The sequence below is a fragment of the Acinetobacter sp. ANC 7912 genome, from assembly GCF_039862785.1.
Classification (GTDB): domain Bacteria; phylum Pseudomonadota; class Gammaproteobacteria; order Pseudomonadales; family Moraxellaceae; genus Acinetobacter; species Acinetobacter thermotolerans.
Genome location: NZ_CP156795.1, coordinates 3,017,848 through 3,035,389 on the forward strand (window position 1 = coordinate 3,017,848; position 17,542 = coordinate 3,035,389).

A 17,542-nucleotide genomic window follows, 5' to 3' on the forward strand; every position below is an offset into this window, starting at 1 on the left:
GGGCTCCTAGAAGCCCCCTGCTGATAAATCGCTACTGTTATTATTTTATGTATTTTTTCTCATGAAATTTCATGCAAGTTTTAGTCCAATGGATTGCCAATAATATTGCTGATAATCCCTTTCATGATATGAGGACCTTTCTCGCGGCGCAATTCTTCATACCAAGCCAAGGTGACTTCTTCATCCTTCATATGGGTGACATCACAGCGTTTACGTGCACGCAATACCAGTTCATTGGCTCGTTCATTACGCTTGTTTTGGTAACGGCGTAGAGAATCCTGCAAGCCCAGTGTATTAATTTGCAGGGCACGAGCTAAATAAATCGCATCTTCCATCGCCTGACAGCCGCCTTGCCCAATATCCGGTGTAGTACTGTGGGCTGCATCACCCACAATTACGACGTTACCTTTGTAGAAATCGGTAAATGGCTCAATGTCATGAATTTCTACACGGTTGGTACGCTGCTCATCAATTGCATCAATCAGGTGCTGCACCTGAGGACACCAGCCTTTAAAGTATTCTTTTAATAAAACTTTGTACTGACTGCGGTCATTTTCCAGACCCGCTGGTAGTGGCACATCAAAGAAGAAATAGAAACGGTGATCCGCCACTGGCATCAAGGAAGCACGTTTGCCCTCACCGACAAAAGTGGTCCATTGATCCGCTGGAGCCAGATCAGGAGAAATTTCCACCAGACCGTTCCAATTCACATAACCGGCATAACGGCGTTCAACCTTTTCACCCAAAACATAAGCACGGGTCATAGAATGCGTACCATCCGCCCCCACAAGAAGCTCTGTTTGCACTTCTGAACCATCGGCAAATCGAACGGTTACCTGCTGACCATCATCTACTAGTGCAACCATCTTTTTGCCCAGATGAATATCTTCACGACCGAATGCATCCATTAGCATATTTTGCAGTTCGGCACGCGATACCGGATAAGGACGCTGCCCGACTTCTTCAATCAGCGGATATAGACTGAACTGGGTCATCACATCACCAGTTAAACCATCCACATAAGCCAGATTGTCCATCTGCCCACCCAGTTTAGCCACATGTTCAGTCAGGCCCAGATAATTCAGGCATTTCACCCCATTGGACCATAAAGAAATAGCGGCACCTACCGGCAGAATCTGTTCGGCCTGCTCATAAATGCTGACCTGATGACCAAACTTTTTTAATGCAATGCCTGTGGTTAAGCCTGCCATCCCGGCGCCAATAATGGTGATGTTCATTGTTCCCCCTATGTTTTTTCATCTTGATCCATCTGGAGGAGACAAAGCGAAAACTGTGCCATTTCCTCAGGCTTGCCAGTTAATTGCACTCAAGTTGGCACATGCTGTGCATTATTTTTTGGAACTAATGCCTTGTTTTGGGGACGCAGATTCAAATCCCAAGTGCGACACATTTGTAGTTAGTTGAAAAAGTTAGGTGTATTCATAGAATCATTAGACTTTTTCAACTCGCAATTGGAAAGCACACAATGAAGAAATACACCCAACTTTCTCAAGATGAAAGATACGAAATTTATGCTACTTTGAAAAGTAAAAGCTCAATCGCTAACCTTGCTCGGGAGTTAGGGCGTTCACGATCAACCATCTACCGTGAATTAAAAAGAAATACTGGGCAACGTGGATATAGGGCTCAACAGGCAGCTAAATTTGCAAGTCAAAGACGGTACCGTCCTTCCTCATCAATGACAGCATTTGCCTTCGCCTATATTGATTATTTAATTGGCTTGGACTGGTCACCAGAACAAATTTCAGGTGCTTTAACACAACGCGGTTGGCTGGATGTACCTTCACATGAGTGGATTTACCAGTACATTTATCAAGATAAATCAAAAGGCGGTAAACTCCATCTACACTTAAGGCATCAGAAGAAATATCGAAAACGAGGTTACAAAAACACGGATCGTAGGGGGCAAATCATTGATAAAACAAGTATTCACTGTCGAGACCAGGTCATTGATCAACGACAACGTTTAGGAGATTTCGAAGGTGACACGGTGATTGGTAAACATCATAAAGGTGCTTTATTAACCCTTGTTGATCGAAAGAGCCTGTATGTACATATTGTTCATTTAGGATCAACGAGAGCATCCTCTCAAACGATTACTTGTGCGTTAGATCGTTTACGAATGAGCCATGCTTATAGTGTGACATTTGATAATGGTAAAGAATTTTCCGAACACAAAAGAATTACTGATGCCGGGATAGAGACGTATTTTGCTGATCCTTACAAGTCTATTCAGCGAGCTAGAAATGAAAATACGAATGGTTTAATCCGTCAATATCTGCCAAAATCATCATCGTTTGATGACGTGTCAAACGAACAAATAGAGCAGATAGAATTTGCACTCAACCATCGTCCTAGAAAAACGCTAGGTTGGTATACACCGAGTGAAGTTATGGCTGGTTTTTATACTGTTGCACTTGCCGCTTGAATCCGCCGGAGAAAAAACCAGGCAAGTGGCTGTTTACAGCCTGAAAAGAATCACAGATGAATGAATTTAAAATGGAAGATCAATATGGCGACTCTATTTGCACCAGCTTTTGAAATCCCTGCACAATTACAGCAACTTACTAATCTTGCAGATGAACGTATTGGTGCAAAAGTACTGCAATGCTCAGATGAATTCTTTGCTGAAGCACAACGCATGCTGCAATTTGCAGCACCAATATTTGTTGAAGATAAATTTGATGATCATGGCAAATGGATGGACGGTTGGGAAACCCGTCGCAAGCGTCATGCCGGTTATGACTGGGCTATTGTTAAACTCGGTGTGGCTGGAAAAATCCGTGCACTGGATATCGATACCACTTTCTTTAGCGGCAACTACCCAGCCTCTGCTGCAGTGGAAGCCTGTTATGCACCAGATGGAAACCTGGATCAGGCGGAATGGCACCAAATTTTACCAAATAGTATATTAGGACCAAGTCAGCATCATATTTTTGACGCGGATTCAGACGCGACCTATACCCATGTGCGTTTAAATATCTACCCGGATGGCGGTGTGGCACGTCTGCGTGTTTATGGTGAAGTACAAATCCAGTTGAAAAATAGCAATGAAATATTAGACTTGCTCGCGCTGGAAAATGGCGGCCGTGTGATTGCCTATAGTGATGCGCACTTTGGTCATCCACGTAACCTGATTAACCCGGGTCGTGGCGTCAATATGGGCGATGGCTGGGAAACTGCACGTCGCCGTGCGCCAGGTTTTGACTGGTGTATTCTGGCATTAGGACAAGCTGGAAAAATCGAAAAAATTGATATTGATACTGCACACTTTAAAGGCAACTACCCTGCTGAAGTGTCGATTCAGGCAGTGTATGTCGAAGATGCAACGGATCCGCAACTGATTCCACAAAGCATGTTCTGGCCGCTCCTGTTAGAAGCTCAGCCTATGCAGATGGATCATGTGCATAGCTTTATCAATGAGGTTCTGGCACATGAGAAAATCTCACATATCCGTGTGAACATGATTCCAGATGGCGGCATTAGCCGTATCCGCTTGTGGGGTAAAACCACAAACTAGTTTATGTCATCTCTCTCCACAAGATGACGATTGTTGGCTCAGTCGTATGACGGTTTAAGTTTTTCGACTGATGCTTCTTTTTAGATAAACTGACTACTTAGAAATAGAATGAAACAACACGTTAAAATTCAAAAACTCACCGCAGAAAATTTTGCCCCTTTTGGCGAAGTGATTAGCTGTCAGGGCAATGACTTTTTTCATATCAATGATGCACATACCGAGCGCTATCATGCCCTTGTGACCACTGAAATTATCGGTGATGCCAAAGCCGGTATCAGTATTTTTCGGAACATTAAAAGCACCCGAGTGCCGTTTGAGATCTCGATGCTGGAACGCCATCCGAATGGTTCACAGGCCTTTATTCCAATGCAGGGTCAGAAGTTTCTCATCGTGGTTGCACCGGGTCTGGATGCAGATACACCTGATTTATCCCAGCTTTGCGCTTTTATCAGTGATGGGACTCAAGGGGTAAATTACCGTGCAGGCACCTGGCACCACCCACTACTCACCTTGGAAGCCCCGAGTGATTTTGCCGTGGTGGATCGGATTGGTACTGGACATAACTGTGATGTGTATCAGTTCCCAGAAATGATCCGTATTGAAGGTACGCTTTAATCCTTGTTCAAGACTTAACCTGTTTAAAATAATCAGTTAACATCGAAGTCAAAATAACAATGATTAGAGTAACCTATGGCAAAATTCCTCAATACCAGTGCAACCAATTTTTTCCTTGAAGAACTGATTAAAAATGCCAAAGAACGATTAATTTTAATCAGTCCATTTCTCAGACTAAATGATCGAATTAAAGAGTTACTTGAAGATAAAGATCGCCTGAAAATTGATATTCGCATTGTGTATGGCAAAAGTGATTTGCACCCTGATGAAATTAAATGGATGCAAAAACTCGATTATGTCCGTTTAAGCTTTTGTAAAAACTTACATGCCAAATGCTATATGAATGAATCTGAGTGCATTATTTCGAGCTTAAATTTATATGAATTTAGCCAAGTGAATAATAATGAAATGGGTATCCTCGTTCGTAAATATGAAGATAACGAGGTATTTAAAGATGCCTATGAAGAAGCTCAACGGATTATCCGTATTAGTGAGGAAGTGCGAATTAGTTTAGATGAGGTCAAAACAGATTCATCTTCCAAAGAGGTTGAAGCAGATGAAGAAAATAATAATTTTTCTAAGCTCACCACTTCTAAACTTGCAGCAAAATACAAACTCAAAACAGCAGATTTACTGGATAAATTAACTGAAAAAGGATTTTTAAAATTGAATGAAAATGGCAAGCATTTTCTAACCGATCAAGGTAAGGCGATTGGCGGTGAGTTTAGATCAAGCCAATATGGTGGCTATTTCCTTTGGAATGAAAATACAGAGATCTAAATCCCTCCAAACCTCCCTTTTTCAAAGGGAGGCTTCTTGAAACATCAAATCGCCACCAGCTCCCGAATCCCCTTCTCTGGCATTTCACTCCCCGCACCTTGTGCCACCACCTGCCCACGTGCCATCACGGTATAACTGTCTGCCAGCTCTTCAGCAAAGTCATAGAACTGCTCAACCAGTACAATCGCCATCTCACCGCCATCGGCTAGTTTACGAATCACTCGGCCAATATCTTTAATAATGGATGGTTGAATACCTTCAGTTGGTTCATCCAGAATCAGGACACTCGGTTCAGAAGCCAGTGCTCGGGCAATCGCCAACTGCTGTTGCTGACCACCGGATAAATCCCCGCCACGGCGATGCTTCATTTCATCCAGCACTGGAAAAATTTCATAGAGATGCTCCGGCACTTTACGGGTTTTGGCGCCTTTAAATTTGGCCATGCCGATCAGGATATTTTCTTCTACAGTTAAGGTCGAAAAAATATCCCGGCCTTGTGGTACATAGGCCAGACCTTCACGCACGCGCTGTTCTGGACTAAGCTTGGAAATATCCTTGCCATTCAGCAAAATCTGCCCGGATTTAATCGGCAGAATCCCCATCAGACATTTCAACAAGGTAGTTTTACCGACGCCATTTCGCCCCAGAACAACCGAGCATTCACCGATCGGTGCAGTAAAGGACACATCACGCAGAATATGACTGCCACCATAAAACTGATTGACGTCTTTGACTTCTAACATTGCGGTCTCCTTAACGCCCTAAATATTTTTCAATGACTTCTTCATTGGCCTGAACTTCTGCCAATGTGCCTTCTGCCAAAATCGCCCCTTGTGCTAGTACCGTGACTTTTTCACTAATGGTGTCAATAAAGCTCATGTCGTGCTCTACCACGACTAGGGTATGGTTCTTTTTCAGTTCCAGACACAGCTCCGCAGTACGCTCAGTTTCAGCATCGGTCATGCCTGCCACGGGTTCATCCAGCAGAATCAGCTTGGGACGTTGCATCAGCAACATGCCGATTTCCAGCCACTGCTTCTGACCATGTGACAGCAAGCCTGCAGGCTTGTTAATAAATTCCTGTAAACGGATCTGTTGCAGCGTTTCATCCAGCGCATTTTGTGCATCCGGATCCAGCTTGCTAAAGAAACTCTTTTTTACCCGTTTGTCTTTCGGCGCTGCCAGGAGCAGATTTTCCATCACGGTGAAGTTTTCAAAGACCGTCGGTTTCTGGAATTTACGTCCAATCCCAGCTTCAGCAATTTCTTCGGTGCTCATTTTCGACAGGTCATAGGTCTGACCAAAGAATGCTGAACCTTCGGTTGGACGGGTTTTACCGGTAATCACATCCATCAGGGTGGTTTTACCGGCACCATTTGGACCAATGATGCAGCGCAGCTCACCTTCTTCGATGTATAGTGACAGGTCATTCAAGGCACGGAAAGCATCAAACCAGACACTGACTTTTTCCAGGTAAAGTGCAATACCGTGGCTAAAGTCTGCACCGTGTTCTTTTGGACGGCCATAGCCTTCAGAAGCATGGCCACCATGAGGTTGTAGAATCTCGCTCATTCGCTACGCTCCTTTTTAAAACGGTCAAAGATGCCAATCACGCCTTTCGGCAGGAACAGGGTCACCACAATAAATAACGCACCTAAAATCAGTAACCAGGCTTCCGGATAGGCCACCGTGAAATAGGTCTTCACGGCATTAATCAAGCCAGCGCCGAGGATCGGACCGATCAAAGTACCACGGCCACCAGCCGCCACCCAGACCGCCATCTCAATCGAATTCACCGGATTCATTTCACTCGGATTAATAATCCCGGCTTGTGGGACATACAATGCACCGGCAATCCCGGCAATCACCGCAGAGAGCACCCAGGCGGACAACTTGTACCACAGCGTACGGTAACCGAGATATTGCAGACGGTTTTCACTGTCACGAATGGCACCGAGTACACGACCATAAGGCTTGTTCATCAGGTTGCGTAAGCCGATAAAGCACAACAATAGAACCAATGCTGTAATAAAGCACAGGCTGGCACGCATTGGTGCAGAGGTGATATCCATGCCAAGAATGGTTTTAAAACCGGTAAAACCGTTATTGCCACCAAAGCCGGTTTCATTCCGGAAGAACAGCAGCGCAGCAGCAAAGGTCATCGCCTGGGTAATAATCGAGAAATACACCCCTTTGATCTTGGAACGGAAAGCAAAGAAACCAAATATGAAAGCAACTAGGCCCGGTGCTAACACAACCAATAGCATTGCCCACCAGAAATGGTTAGTCCCCACCCAGAACCAAGGCAGCTCGGTCCAGCTTAAGAAACGCATAAAGTCAGGCAGACCATCACCTGCAGACTGGCGCATCAGGTACATACCAAAAGCATAACCGCCAAGGGCAAAGTACAGGCCATGTCCGAGACTGAGAATCCCTGCATAACCCCAGACCAGATCAAGGGCCAACGCTACCAGCGCCAGACACATGATTTTGCCAATCAGGGTCACCCAGTAAGCGGATAAGTGCAGTGCTGAATCGGCAGGTAACAAATGCAACCAAGGCAAAATCAGCAGGATTGCAAAGCACACCGCAATTGCAACAGCGCTATATGGTTTATCGGAAAGTAATGATGTGATTTTCATAGGCTTACTCCACAAATCGTCCCTTGATGGCAAACAAACCTTGTGGACGCTTTTGAATAAACAAAATCACAAGAACCAGAAGAATAATTTTGGCCAGTACCGCACCCATACCGATTTCCAGTACCGTGCCGCTGACGCCCAAGCCCAGTGCAGCCAGTACCGCACCCCAAACCTGTCCTACACCGCCGACAACCACCACCAGGAAGGCATCAATAATGTAGTTTTGGCCAAGGTCGGGGCCGACATTACCCACCTGCGCCAATGCACAGCCAGCCAGCCCAGCCAAGCCGGAACCCAGACCAAAGGCCATCATATCGATACGGCTAGAACGAATCCCCACTGCACGTGCCATCTGACGGTTTTGAGTTACGGCACGAACAAACAGGCCAAAACGTGTTTTACTCAGCAGATAAACCAGCAGCAGAAGTACAGCTACAGTAAAGACAATAATCGCAATGCGGTTATATGGCAGCATCAGGCTTGGTGTGAGGGAAATCCCTCCGGAGAGCCAGGAAATATTGGAAACTTCAACGTTTTGCGCACCAAAGATCATCCGCACCACTTGCATCAGAATCAGACTGACCCCGAAAGTCGCTAGCAATGTTTCCAGTTGACGGCCATACAGCGGACGAATCACGGTACGCTCGATCAGCATGCCAATCAGCGCACTGACCAGAAAGGCTGCCGGAATCGCCGCAATCAGGTACCAGTCCACATAGCTGCCCAGATAAGATTTAAACAGGCTTTGCACCACATAGGTGGTGTATGCACCAATCATAATCAGCTCGCCATGCGCCATATTAATCACACCAAGCAGACCATAGGTGATCGCCAGTCCCAGTGCCGCCAGCAGCAAAATGCTGGCTGTACTTAATCCTGAGAATACGTGCCCAGTCCACTCACTGGCCTGAATACGGGTCTTGATACTGCCCTTGGCATCCAGCAGTGCCGCTTTTAAATCAGCATGCAGATTCGGTTGTGCCAGTTCACTTTCAATCATGGCCAGCACATCGGGACGGTTGGATTCTTTCAGCACTTGAGCAGCCTGGATTTTGACCAGCACATCATCCGATGTGTAGTCCAGACGTGCTTTCAGCTGAGCAATACGTGCTTTAACGCTGTTATTTTTTTCAGCCAAATAGAGCTGATTGATACTTTTTATATCCAGTTCAGATAAGTTATTTTCTAAAATATCAATCGCTTCTAGACGCTGTGATGCTTCTTCAGATTTTAATTTCTTTTGTGCCTGAGCAAAGGTTAAAGCCTTATTCAAGGTATTCACCAAAGTCACCTGTGACAGATCAGATGGCCAGGTCTCAACCAGTGCCAGATCTGGATAACTCAGCAGTTGATCTTCTGCTTCCAGAATATAAGTGTTGCCAACACTGTCACTATACAGCTGGTCATTGGCAACATACTCTGCCAGCTGATCCAGCAATTCGATACTGGCTGGCCATTGATTCAGCAAGGCACGACGCTTGACAAAATCCCCGCTGACAAACTGCTGAATCGCATCGCCTGTGGCTGCAGGCTGAACTGTTGCGGGGTTTTCTGTAATTTGAGTATCCGCATAAGCGCTATTGAATAAAAAACACTGACTCATGATCAGCAAAATAGCGGCGAATTTTAGGCGAGTGAACATGGCTGTCCCCCCTATAAATGTAGAACTTTTACCGTTTGGAAAAGGAAAAAATCAAAAAAAGCCCGCTGCCGAAGCAGCAGGCCAGATATCACCTTATTTAGGAATGTATGGGCTCCAAGGCTCAGCCTGGATGGTTTTAGGTGTCTTATAAACTACGTCGAACTGACCATCCGCACGGATCTGACCAATCATCACAGGCTTGTGTAAATGATGGTTGCTGGCATCCATTTGTAACTGATAGCCTGATGGTGCATTGAAAGTTTGACCTGCCATCGCTTCACGAACTTTATCAACATCGGTAGAACCGGCTTTTTCAACCGCCTGTTTCCACATGTTGATCCCCACGTAAGTCGCTTCCATTGGGTCATTGGTCACAAACTTGTCGGCATTTGGCAGTTTAAAATCAACTGCGTACTGCTTCATTTTTCCAGTGAATTCGGTATTGGTTGGATTCTTCACAGACATGAAGTAGTTCCACGCTGCCAGGTGACCTACCAATGGTTTGGTATCAATACCACGCAGTTCTTCTTCACCCACTGAGAATGCCATTACTGGAATATCAGAAGCTTTGATGCCCTGGTTGCCCAGTTCACGGTAGAACGGAACATTTGAGTCACCATTGATAGTCGAAATCACCGCAGTTTTCTTACCTGCAGCAAATTTCTTCACATTACTCACGATGGTTTGATAGTTACTATGACCGAATGGTGTGTACTCTTCCATAATGTCTGCATCAGCAACGCCTTTAGACTTCAGGAAAGCACGCAGAATCTTGTTAGTGGTACGTGGGTAAACATAATCGGTACCCAGCAGCACGAAACGTTCTGCTTTACCACCTTCTTCACTCATCAGGTATTCCACTGCAGGAATCGCTTGTTGGTTAGGCGCAGCACCGGTGTAGAAAATGTTTTTAGACTGTTCCTGACCTTCATATTGAACCGGATAGAACAGCAGACCATTCAGTTCTTCTACCACTGGCAATACTGATTTACGTGAAACAGAAGTCCAGCAACCAAAAATAACCGCGACTTTATCTTGAGTGATCAACTGACGTGCTTTTTCAGCAAACAGTGGCCAGTCAGATGCCGGATCTACCACCACTGGTTCTAATTTTTTACCCAACACACCACCGTTGGCATTGATCTCATTGATTGCCATCAGTGCAGTATCTTTCAATGATGTTTCAGAAATGGCCATGGTGCCTGACAAAGAGTGCAGGATACCAACTTTAATCGTTTCACCACTAGTTTCAGTTGTTTTAGTTTCTGCTGCCGGAGCTTCTGCCTTTTCTGCAGGTTTTGAACATCCGGTTAATACAACAGCCCCTGCCACGGTTGCGGCTAAAATAGTTTTAGTCAATACATTTTGTTGGAACATCTTTTGTTTTCTCCAAACTTTTGTCAGGCATTTCGGTGAATGCATTTTTAAATCTCGAGAGAACAATTCAATTTCTGTGCCAAACTGAAGAAAATAAAACAACAAGATGTTCAAACTGTTAGACAAACAGTATTATTGGTATGACAAAATATCATACCGAAGATCAACGGTGATCTATATCGCAGGGCTTTTCGAAGACTCATAAACAGGACATTCTGAAAATGGCGTTCAAACTCAAAATATTCTATTTTTCTACCCTGCTCAGCAATGGTGCATTGCGGTTTTTATGACCAGCACCAATTTAAAGCATAAAAAATCCCGCAGTTGCGGGTTAAAAGATATGACAAAGAATCTAACCTAATGAGACCAATATCCTTTTTGTAATGTTGTGAAAATTGAATCACGTTGCAATTCATCATCTGGATCGGAAGCAGCCCAATTCAGATAAGCCTTAACCACTTCTCGTTGTGCTTTATTTAACAGATGAAACTGATGCAATTCATCATTCATTTTGCATAACCGACCAGCCAGATTAAACCGATATTTCCCTTGTAGATCAGTAATCAAAAATGCCGGCAAATGGAAACGCATACCTTGAGCATCAAAAAATCCCAGGCTGCTATGACAATCATTTAAATCTTGAGCAGAAATATTCGACCAGTTGGATTTTTCATCCTTCTCACGTAAAGCACCACGCTCTGCTAAAGATTTATAATCATCAATGCCTTGTGCTTCCCATAAGCCAATGCCATCACCTAAGCGGACATTGGCAAATGCGGTTTCGATCTGCATTTGAATATCCTTCATCGCCTGCCATAAACAGAGGGTTTCTTCAGCATCGGCTATGGTCGCAAGATCATAGCCACGCTGTTTCATCTCTTGAATATCTTCCGGTGAAGGATAGGTTTTCATTACACCACGATATCCGCCAGATTACCTTTCTGTTCCAGCCAGTCCTTACGGTCACTGGCACGTTTCTTCGCCAGTAACTTATCTAACAGATTAGCCGTATGCTGGGTATCATCCAGATCCAGCTGTACCAAACGGCGCGTATTTGGATCCAGGGTAGTTTCACGTAACTGGCTGGCATTCATCTCACCCAGTCCTTTGAATCGGGTGATTTGTGGATTCTTGGTTTTGCATTTTTTCAGGATACTTTCCAGCTCATCCTCATCCAGCGCATAGTAGACATCTTTATTGTCATCAATACGGAATAGTGGTGGCATCGCCACAAACAAGTGCCCTTCTTCGACCAGTGCCGGGAAATGTTTCACGAACAGAGCACAGAGCAAAGTTGCGATATGCAGACCATCCGAATCCGCATCAGCGAGGATGCAGATCTTGCCATAACGCAATTCAGACAGGTCATCCGAGCCTGGATCAACCCCGATCGCAATCGCGATGTTATGCACTTCCTGAGAGGCTAGGACTTCATCAGATGCCACTTCCCAAGTATTCAAGATCTTTCCGCGAATCGGCATGATGGCCTGGAAGTTCTTGTCACGGGCCTGCTTGGCAGAGCCACCCGCAGAATCTCCTTCCACGATAAACAGTTCAGACTGATCCAGATCATGTCCGACACAGTCAGACAATTTGCCTGGCAGGGTTGGACCCGCCACAATTTTCTTACGTTCAACTTTTTTTGCGGCTTTCAGACGGCGACCGGCTTTGGAAATCGCCATCTCTGCCAACTGCATGGCGATATCAGAATTCTGGTTCAGCCACAGTGCAAAAGCATCTTTGGCAATATTCTGCACGATGCCCGCGGCTTCACGGCTGGATAAACGCTCTTTGGTTTGACCAGAGAACTGCGGCTCCTGGAATTTCAACGACAGGATATAGTTCACCCCATCCCAGACATCTTCGGCAGACAGTTTCATGTTGCGTGGCAAAAGGTTACGCAGCTCACAGAACTCACGCATCGCATCGGTCACACCAGAACGCAAGCCATTCACATGAGTACCGCCCTGCGCGGTTGGAATCAGGTTAACATAGGATTCCTGGATGCTTTCGCCGCCTTCCACATTCCAGCAAATCGCGAATTCCGCGCTGGCACGTTCGGCATCCCCTGTGGCAACAAAGGCTGGTGCTGGAATGATTTCTCGGTCTTCCAGCTCATCCATCAAGTAATCCACCAAGCCGTTTTCAAACTGCCAGGTAATCTTTTCATCATTGATCAGGTCAACGTAGTTGATCTCTAGACCCGCTGCCAGAACGGCTTTGGCTTTCAGGTTATGTTTCAGTGCTTTTAGTGCAAACTTCGGTGAATCAAAATATTTAGCTTCCGGCCAGAACTGTACAGTTGTCCCAGTCGCGCGTTTGGGTGCCTTGCCTTCAAGGACTTCTAAAGGACCTGTTGGCTCACCATTTTCAAAGGCCATTTTGTACAGGTTACCCTGACGCTGCACGGCCACTTCAACCCGGCTCGACAGCGCGTTGACCACGGAGATCCCCACCCCGTGCAGACCGCCTGAGAACTGGTAATTATCGGTACTGAACTTACCGCCCGCATGCAGCTTGGTCAGGATAATTTCGATCCCGCTCTGGCCATATTCCGGGTGAATGTCCACCGGCATACCACGGCCATTATCTTCTACCGACAATGAGCCATCTTTATGCACCGTCACGGTAATCTTGTTGGCATAGCCCGCCAGTGCCTCATCTACAGCATTATCAATCACTTCCTGCGCCAGATGGTTCGGACGAGTGGTATCGGTATACATGCCCGGACGACGACGGACCGGGTCCAGACCAGACAGAACTTCAAGAGATTGAGCCGTATATTGAGACACGTTATTCGGTTTCCTTTTTTATGCAGTCCAATAAAAACTGTAAGACCAGCGGAATCTTCTCCGCAAAATCATCCATCCCGTGATTGCCATTGGCCTCAGTCATCAGCATCGCCGGGGGACGAGCAGCACTATAATAGCGATGTGCTTCACGATAATCCAAAACTTCATCGCCTTGTTGCAGCAGCACCAGTATTTTGTCTGCATCTTGTGCAGTTGGCAGCGCCAAGGCCTCAAGCTGCTCAAGATCTGCCTCATCCAGGCACCAGTTCGGATGTACCTGCAATGGCAGTTCATCATCGAACAGTTCCCGGAACAGCTGCCATGGTCGCATGGCGGGATTGATCAGTACAGCCGGTACAGCATGCCTGGCGACCAGATGTGTCGCATAAAAGCCGCCCAGGCTACTGCCGACCAGTGCGACGTCTTTCATTGACCCGATCAGCTGCGACACCCGCTGAATTGCATCCACAGGTGGCATGTTCAGGTCCGGTAAATGCACCTGAACTTTAGTATGTTTTTCACAGTAATCTTTGAGCAGCTGTCCCTTGATAGACGCGGAACTGCTTCTAAAGCCGTGCAGATAGATGACATTCATCGCTTATTAACAAAAACGCCTATATTCTGATCAAAATTTATTTTATAAGTAACATATGGATCACGCTTATCTAATTCATTTTTGGTGAATTGTCTGACAAAAAACACTGTGCAGTGCTGTATTCCCCGGTATTTTAAGAATATTCCCAGAATAATTAGAAACATCGAAATTCAGAAGAATTTATACCGCGAACATCTTGAAAAAGAAAGATCACTTTGGATGTCCGCATGATTGATGAAGGACAGGATCCGATGCCAAGCTTAACGCCATTGCATGAAACCTACTGTAAGTGGGACCGTACCCCACCGAGCCAGGCAGATGTACTGGAGGGTCTGGCTCAGCTTGTGACTATGCGATTCAGCGAGGTGACTCAAGAACTGATCAAGACTATCCAGCGGGATATGCTATTGAGCTTCTTTGGCCTGAGTGAGAAAAATTCGGAAAAACTACAAAACCTGCCTGCGATTGTCCGTTTGTATCAACATTCTTATGACATGCTGTTCCATTATGGGAACACCTTGGTGGCTCCTAGCCTGCGTGGCATCATTACCAAATTCCCGCGTTTGCATGACAAGCCTTTAACACCAACACTGCATTTTCTGATTGGGGTGATGAATGGGGTCATTGGCGACTACCTGGTGAAATATCAGAACCCAATGGCACTACCGATGGTGGTCTATGACCATTATGGCTCCTTACAACAAGGCGAACTGACCGGGCGAATAACCCTGTTTGTGCATGGTCTGTGTATGAATCACCTGAGCTGGTCTACTAACAAATACAGTGGTATCGGGGAAAAATTGCTGGCGCAGCGTGACCACAACACCATGCTGTACCTAAACTACAATACTGGGCGTCGTATCTCGGCCAATGGCCGCAGTCTGGCCCATACCCTGAATGATTTAGTCACCCGTAATCCCGGCATTACCAGCATTGACCTGATTGGACACAGCATGGGTGGACTGGTCTCGCGCAGTGCCTTGTTCTATGGCAAACAGCATGTCTATGACTGGGTGCATATGGTGGAAAATCTGGTCTGCCTCGGTTCCCCGCACCACGGCGCCGCACTAGAGCGTTTCGGTTTTAGTCTGCAGGACAAACTGGGACGTTTTCCTTTTGGCAAGATGATCGGACATATGGTGAATATCCGCAGTAACGGTATTCTGGACCTAAGGCATGGTAGTGTTCGCGATGATGACTGGGAGCATAATGAAGTCCGCATTGGCCTGATGGACGATAACCGTAAGCCAGCACCTATTCCCTCACATGTCAAAGCTTACTTTGTCGCAGGTACCATCGAATATGAAAACCGGCATAATCGCACCCGTAATGTTATCGGAGACTATCTGGTCAGTGTAAAAAGTGCCTTGGGTGAACACCCTAACCCGCGTTTTCAGCTAAAAATTCCGGATGCCAACAAAGCGATTTTCTACGGCCTGAATCACTTTGAAATACAGTGTCATCCGCAGGTCGCAGAGCAGATTGCACGCTGGTTCTATCCAAGCAATGAAGACAAAGACTTCCATCAAATCCATGAATATATGATGGATCTGGAAAGCGTGGAAGGTATTGCACTCACATGATTTAGCTGTAAAAAAAGCCCTCAATCGAGGTAATGCCAGTCAGTTAAGCAAATATTAGTAAAATGTAGTAAAAATGAGTGTATGTAAATACGCTCATTTTTTTTTATGACTTTATCTGAAAATTTAGATTGCACCCTTCAACATTCTTTACCTTCACTTAGCCATTTTAGTGAATTTATTGATTTCAACTGGATTGAGGAAAGTCTGAATCAAACAGGTAAGGCATCAATTAGAAGAAGGAAGTTACCCGCTGAACATGTGGTATGGCTTGTCATTGGACTCGCTTTATTTCGAAATCAACCTATCGGATATGTCGTAGAACAACTAAAACTTGTATTTGGTACAACAGAATATTGTGTTCCTAGCGCAGTAGTACAAGCACGACAACGTTTAGGATCAGAACCTTTAAATGCGCTATTTTCTTTACTTAGCCAAGCCTGGTTTGAAGAATCTCAGCAGCAATACTCAAACTTTCACGGTCTGAGTGTGTGCGCTGTTGATGGTGTTGTTTGGTCTATGCCTTATACAGATGAGAATTTTGCACACTTTGGTTCATCTAAAGGAAAAACTGCTGATGCTCCTTATCCACAAGTGAGAGCAACCTGCTTAGTAAATACCGCGACCCATGAAATTATAGATGCTCAAATAGGCAGTATGGATCAAGGTGAACTCACACTGGCAAGCCAATTATCTCCTTGTTCACACAGTATTACCCTATTTGATCGAGCCTATTTCTCTGCAGATTTTCTCATCGGGTGGCAAAAACGTGCAGAAGAAAGTCATTGGCTTATGCGTGCAAAAGATAATTTACGGTATGAGATTGTGGAGCGTAATTCGCAACATGACTTTCATATTAGAATGCCGATATCAACAAGAGCTAAAAAACTTAATCCAGCCTTAGGAGATTATTGGGAAGCACGTTTAATTGAAGTTGAGCAGGCAGGAAAAATCAGACGTTACATTACTTCATTATTAGATTCAAAGACATACCCACTTATAGCCTTGGCAAAGTTATATGCTCAGCGTTGGGAAATTGAAATGTGTTACCGAGAAATTAAAAGCAATTTACAGGAAGGTAAGCACTTAAGGAGCAAACAGCCAGACTTAATTTATCAAGAATTATGGGGTGTCTTGATTGCTTATAATGTTCTAAGAAGACAAATGAAATATATGGCTCAACGTGCAAAAGTCAGTCCTTTGAGAATGAGCTTTCATATTACCTCTATTGCTATCCTTAACCTATTGAAGTTTGATTCTTTGGCTTCCGCAGGCAATTTGCCTAAACATCTAGAAAGTTTAATGGAAAAATCTAAAAGGTATGTTTTACCGAAAAAAAGAAGTAGAAACTACCCACGAGTTGTGAAAGGGAAACCACAGAAATACCCAAAAAAATGCCAGTCAATCTCTTAACTGACTGGCATTACTCAATCGAGGGCCTTTTTATTTAGTATTTGTCTCTTAAGCGTTGTACCGGCTTGGTCTGATATTTTCGGAACAGCTGCCACAAGCTGACCAAGAGCAAAATGCTAAAGAACACCAATGACCAGACCGGCAATGACTGCCCAAGGAAAGTCCAGTCCACTTTGGCACATTCACCTGAACCGGTGAGCACCTGTTGCAGCACCGATTTCATTGGCAAGGTTTCCAGCCAGTAATCCAGTCCCGGACCACAGCTCGGCACTTTATCTGGTGGCAAGCTCTGCAGCCAGACATGACGTGCTGCCACACCGGCAGACCATAAAATGCTGAGTGAACCTAAAAATGCATACAGACGCTTGCCTGCATTGGATTTTGGATTATGCAGCAAAGCAATTAGCGAAATGATCCCCAGGCCAATCAGGCCAATCCGCTGGAAAACACAGAGCGGGCAAGGCTCAAGCCCTTGTACATGTTCCAGATATAATGCAAATGTCATCCCCAGCACGGATGCGACAAATAACGCACCACTGACGAAGCGAAACCCCCATTTCATGGT

General features: G+C 45.3%; 16 protein-coding genes. 6 read left to right on the plus strand and 10 right to left on the minus strand.

Annotated elements, in window-relative coordinates; translation table 11 throughout:
- Positions 1–80: 80 nt before the first annotated feature.
- Positions 81–1,238 carry an FAD-dependent urate hydroxylase HpxO gene (gene hpxO, locus ABEF84_RS14745; protein ID WP_347456660.1) on the minus strand — a complete coding sequence of 386 codons (1,158 nt, stop codon included), beginning with the start codon at positions 1,236–1,238 and terminating at the stop codon, positions 81–83.
- A gap of 248 nt (positions 1,239–1,486) precedes the next feature.
- Here hpxO and ABEF84_RS14750 point away from each other — a divergent pair, with 248 nt between their 5' ends.
- From ABEF84_RS14750 to ABEF84_RS14765, 4 genes are all read left to right on the plus strand, one after another.
- The gene (locus ABEF84_RS14750) at positions 1,487–2,449 is read left to right on the plus strand and encodes an IS30-like element IS18 family transposase (RefSeq protein WP_075174500.1); all 963 of its coding nucleotides are present in this window, start codon (positions 1,487–1,489) and stop codon (positions 2,447–2,449) included.
- 84 nt (positions 2,450–2,533) lie between these two features.
- Positions 2,534–3,541 (plus strand): allantoicase, encoded by a 1,008-nt coding sequence (gene alc, locus ABEF84_RS14755; RefSeq protein ID WP_347453304.1) that lies wholly within the window; start codon positions 2,534–2,536, stop codon positions 3,539–3,541.
- A gap of 108 nt (positions 3,542–3,649) precedes the next feature.
- Entirely contained in the window at positions 3,650–4,156 is a 507-nt protein-coding gene (locus ABEF84_RS14760; protein WP_347453305.1) for an ureidoglycolate lyase, read from the plus strand.
- A gap of 75 nt (positions 4,157–4,231) precedes the next feature.
- Complete coding sequence (locus ABEF84_RS14765; RefSeq protein ID WP_347453306.1) at positions 4,232–4,936, plus strand: phospholipase D family protein; 705 nt, start codon at positions 4,232–4,234, stop codon at positions 4,934–4,936.
- Between the two features lie 44 nt (positions 4,937–4,980).
- Here the strand turns inward: ABEF84_RS14765 and urtE are convergent, their stop codons facing one another.
- The 8 genes from urtE to ABEF84_RS14805 form a co-directional block, all read right to left on the minus strand.
- On the minus strand, positions 4,981–5,679 hold the full coding sequence (gene urtE, locus ABEF84_RS14770) for an urea ABC transporter ATP-binding subunit UrtE (protein WP_034583638.1): 699 nt from the start codon (positions 5,677–5,679) through the stop codon (positions 4,981–4,983).
- A 10-nt stretch (positions 5,680–5,689) separates the two neighbouring features.
- Complete coding sequence (gene urtD, locus ABEF84_RS14775; protein ID WP_034583636.1) at positions 5,690–6,508, minus strand: urea ABC transporter ATP-binding protein UrtD; 819 nt, start codon at positions 6,506–6,508, stop codon at positions 5,690–5,692.
- The gene (gene urtC / locus ABEF84_RS14780; protein ID WP_347453307.1) at positions 6,505–7,578 is read right to left on the minus strand and encodes an urea ABC transporter permease subunit UrtC; all 1,074 of its coding nucleotides are present in this window, start codon (positions 7,576–7,578) and stop codon (positions 6,505–6,507) included. Before urtC ends, urtD begins: the two co-directional genes overlap by 4 nt.
- 4 nt (positions 7,579–7,582) lie before the next feature.
- Complete coding sequence (gene urtB, locus ABEF84_RS14785; protein ID WP_347473697.1) at positions 7,583–9,220, minus strand: urea ABC transporter permease subunit UrtB; 1,638 nt, start codon at positions 9,218–9,220, stop codon at positions 7,583–7,585.
- Positions 9,221–9,313: 93 nt separating this feature from the next.
- The gene (gene urtA, locus ABEF84_RS14790) at positions 9,314–10,597 is read right to left on the minus strand and encodes an urea ABC transporter substrate-binding protein (protein ID WP_034583628.1); all 1,284 of its coding nucleotides are present in this window, start codon (positions 10,595–10,597) and stop codon (positions 9,314–9,316) included.
- Between the two features lie 357 nt (positions 10,598–10,954).
- Entirely contained in the window at positions 10,955–11,509 is a 555-nt protein-coding gene (locus tag ABEF84_RS14795) for a DUF6714 family protein (protein WP_052127877.1), read from the minus strand.
- Complete coding sequence (parE, locus tag ABEF84_RS14800; protein WP_034583626.1) at positions 11,509–13,389, minus strand: DNA topoisomerase IV subunit B; 1,881 nt, start codon at positions 13,387–13,389, stop codon at positions 11,509–11,511. Before parE ends, ABEF84_RS14795 begins: the two co-directional genes overlap by 1 nt.
- 1 nt (position 13,390) lies before the next feature.
- The gene (locus tag ABEF84_RS14805; RefSeq protein ID WP_034583624.1) at positions 13,391–13,984 is read right to left on the minus strand and encodes a YqiA/YcfP family alpha/beta fold hydrolase; all 594 of its coding nucleotides are present in this window, start codon (positions 13,982–13,984) and stop codon (positions 13,391–13,393) included.
- Positions 13,985–14,235: 251 nt separating this feature from the next.
- On the opposite strand from ABEF84_RS14805, the gene ABEF84_RS14810 reads away from it, so the two are divergent.
- Entirely contained in the window at positions 14,236–15,567 is a 1,332-nt protein-coding gene (locus tag ABEF84_RS14810; protein WP_034583666.1) for a hypothetical protein, read from the plus strand.
- Between the two features lie 105 nt (positions 15,568–15,672).
- Positions 15,673–16,977: an IS4 family transposase gene (locus tag ABEF84_RS14815; protein WP_347473656.1), complete on the plus strand. Its 1,305-nt coding sequence runs from the start codon at positions 15,673–15,675 to the stop codon at positions 16,975–16,977.
- A 34-nt stretch (positions 16,978–17,011) separates the two neighbouring features.
- Here the strand turns inward: ABEF84_RS14815 and ABEF84_RS14820 are convergent, their stop codons facing one another.
- Positions 17,012–17,539: a disulfide bond formation protein B gene (locus ABEF84_RS14820; RefSeq protein ID WP_034584778.1), complete on the minus strand. Its 528-nt coding sequence runs from the start codon at positions 17,537–17,539 to the stop codon at positions 17,012–17,014.
- Positions 17,540–17,542 lie beyond the last annotated feature (3 nt).

Bases quoted from the DNA above. Each gene is read 5' to 3' on its own strand.
- hpxO (WP_347456660.1), bottom strand. From the start codon at position 1,238: ATGAACATCACCATTATTGGCGCCGGGATGGCAGGCTTAACCACAGGC.
- ABEF84_RS14750 (WP_075174500.1), top strand. From the start codon at position 1,487: ATGAAGAAATACACCCAACTTTCTCAAGATGAAAGATACGAAATTTAT.
- alc (WP_347453304.1), top strand. From the start codon at position 2,534: ATGGCGACTCTATTTGCACCAGCTTTTGAAATCCCTGCACAATTACAG.
- ABEF84_RS14760 (WP_347453305.1), top strand. From the start codon at position 3,650: ATGAAACAACACGTTAAAATTCAAAAACTCACCGCAGAAAATTTTGCC.
- ABEF84_RS14765 (WP_347453306.1), top strand. From the start codon at position 4,232: ATGGCAAAATTCCTCAATACCAGTGCAACCAATTTTTTCCTTGAAGAA.
- urtE (WP_034583638.1), bottom strand. From the start codon at position 5,679: ATGTTAGAAGTCAAAGACGTCAATCAGTTTTATGGTGGCAGTCATATT.
- urtD (WP_034583636.1), bottom strand. From the start codon at position 6,508: ATGAGCGAGATTCTACAACCTCATGGTGGCCATGCTTCTGAAGGCTAT.
- urtC (WP_347453307.1), bottom strand. From the start codon at position 7,578: ATGAAAATCACATCATTACTTTCCGATAAACCATATAGCGCTGTTGCA.
- urtB (WP_347473697.1), bottom strand. From the start codon at position 9,220: ATGTTCACTCGCCTAAAATTCGCCGCTATTTTGCTGATCATGAGTCAG.
- urtA (WP_034583628.1), bottom strand. From the start codon at position 10,597: ATGTTCCAACAAAATGTATTGACTAAAACTATTTTAGCCGCAACCGTG.
- ABEF84_RS14795 (WP_052127877.1), bottom strand. From the start codon at position 11,509: ATGAAAACCTATCCTTCACCGGAAGATATTCAAGAGATGAAACAGCGT.
- ABEF84_RS14805 (WP_034583624.1), bottom strand. From the start codon at position 13,984: ATGAATGTCATCTATCTGCACGGCTTTAGAAGCAGTTCCGCGTCTATC.
- ABEF84_RS14810 (WP_034583666.1), top strand. From the start codon at position 14,236: ATGCCAAGCTTAACGCCATTGCATGAAACCTACTGTAAGTGGGACCGT.
- ABEF84_RS14815 (WP_347473656.1), top strand. From the start codon at position 15,673: ATGACTTTATCTGAAAATTTAGATTGCACCCTTCAACATTCTTTACCT.
- ABEF84_RS14820 (WP_034584778.1), bottom strand. From the start codon at position 17,539: ATGAAATGGGGGTTTCGCTTCGTCAGTGGTGCGTTATTTGTCGCATCC.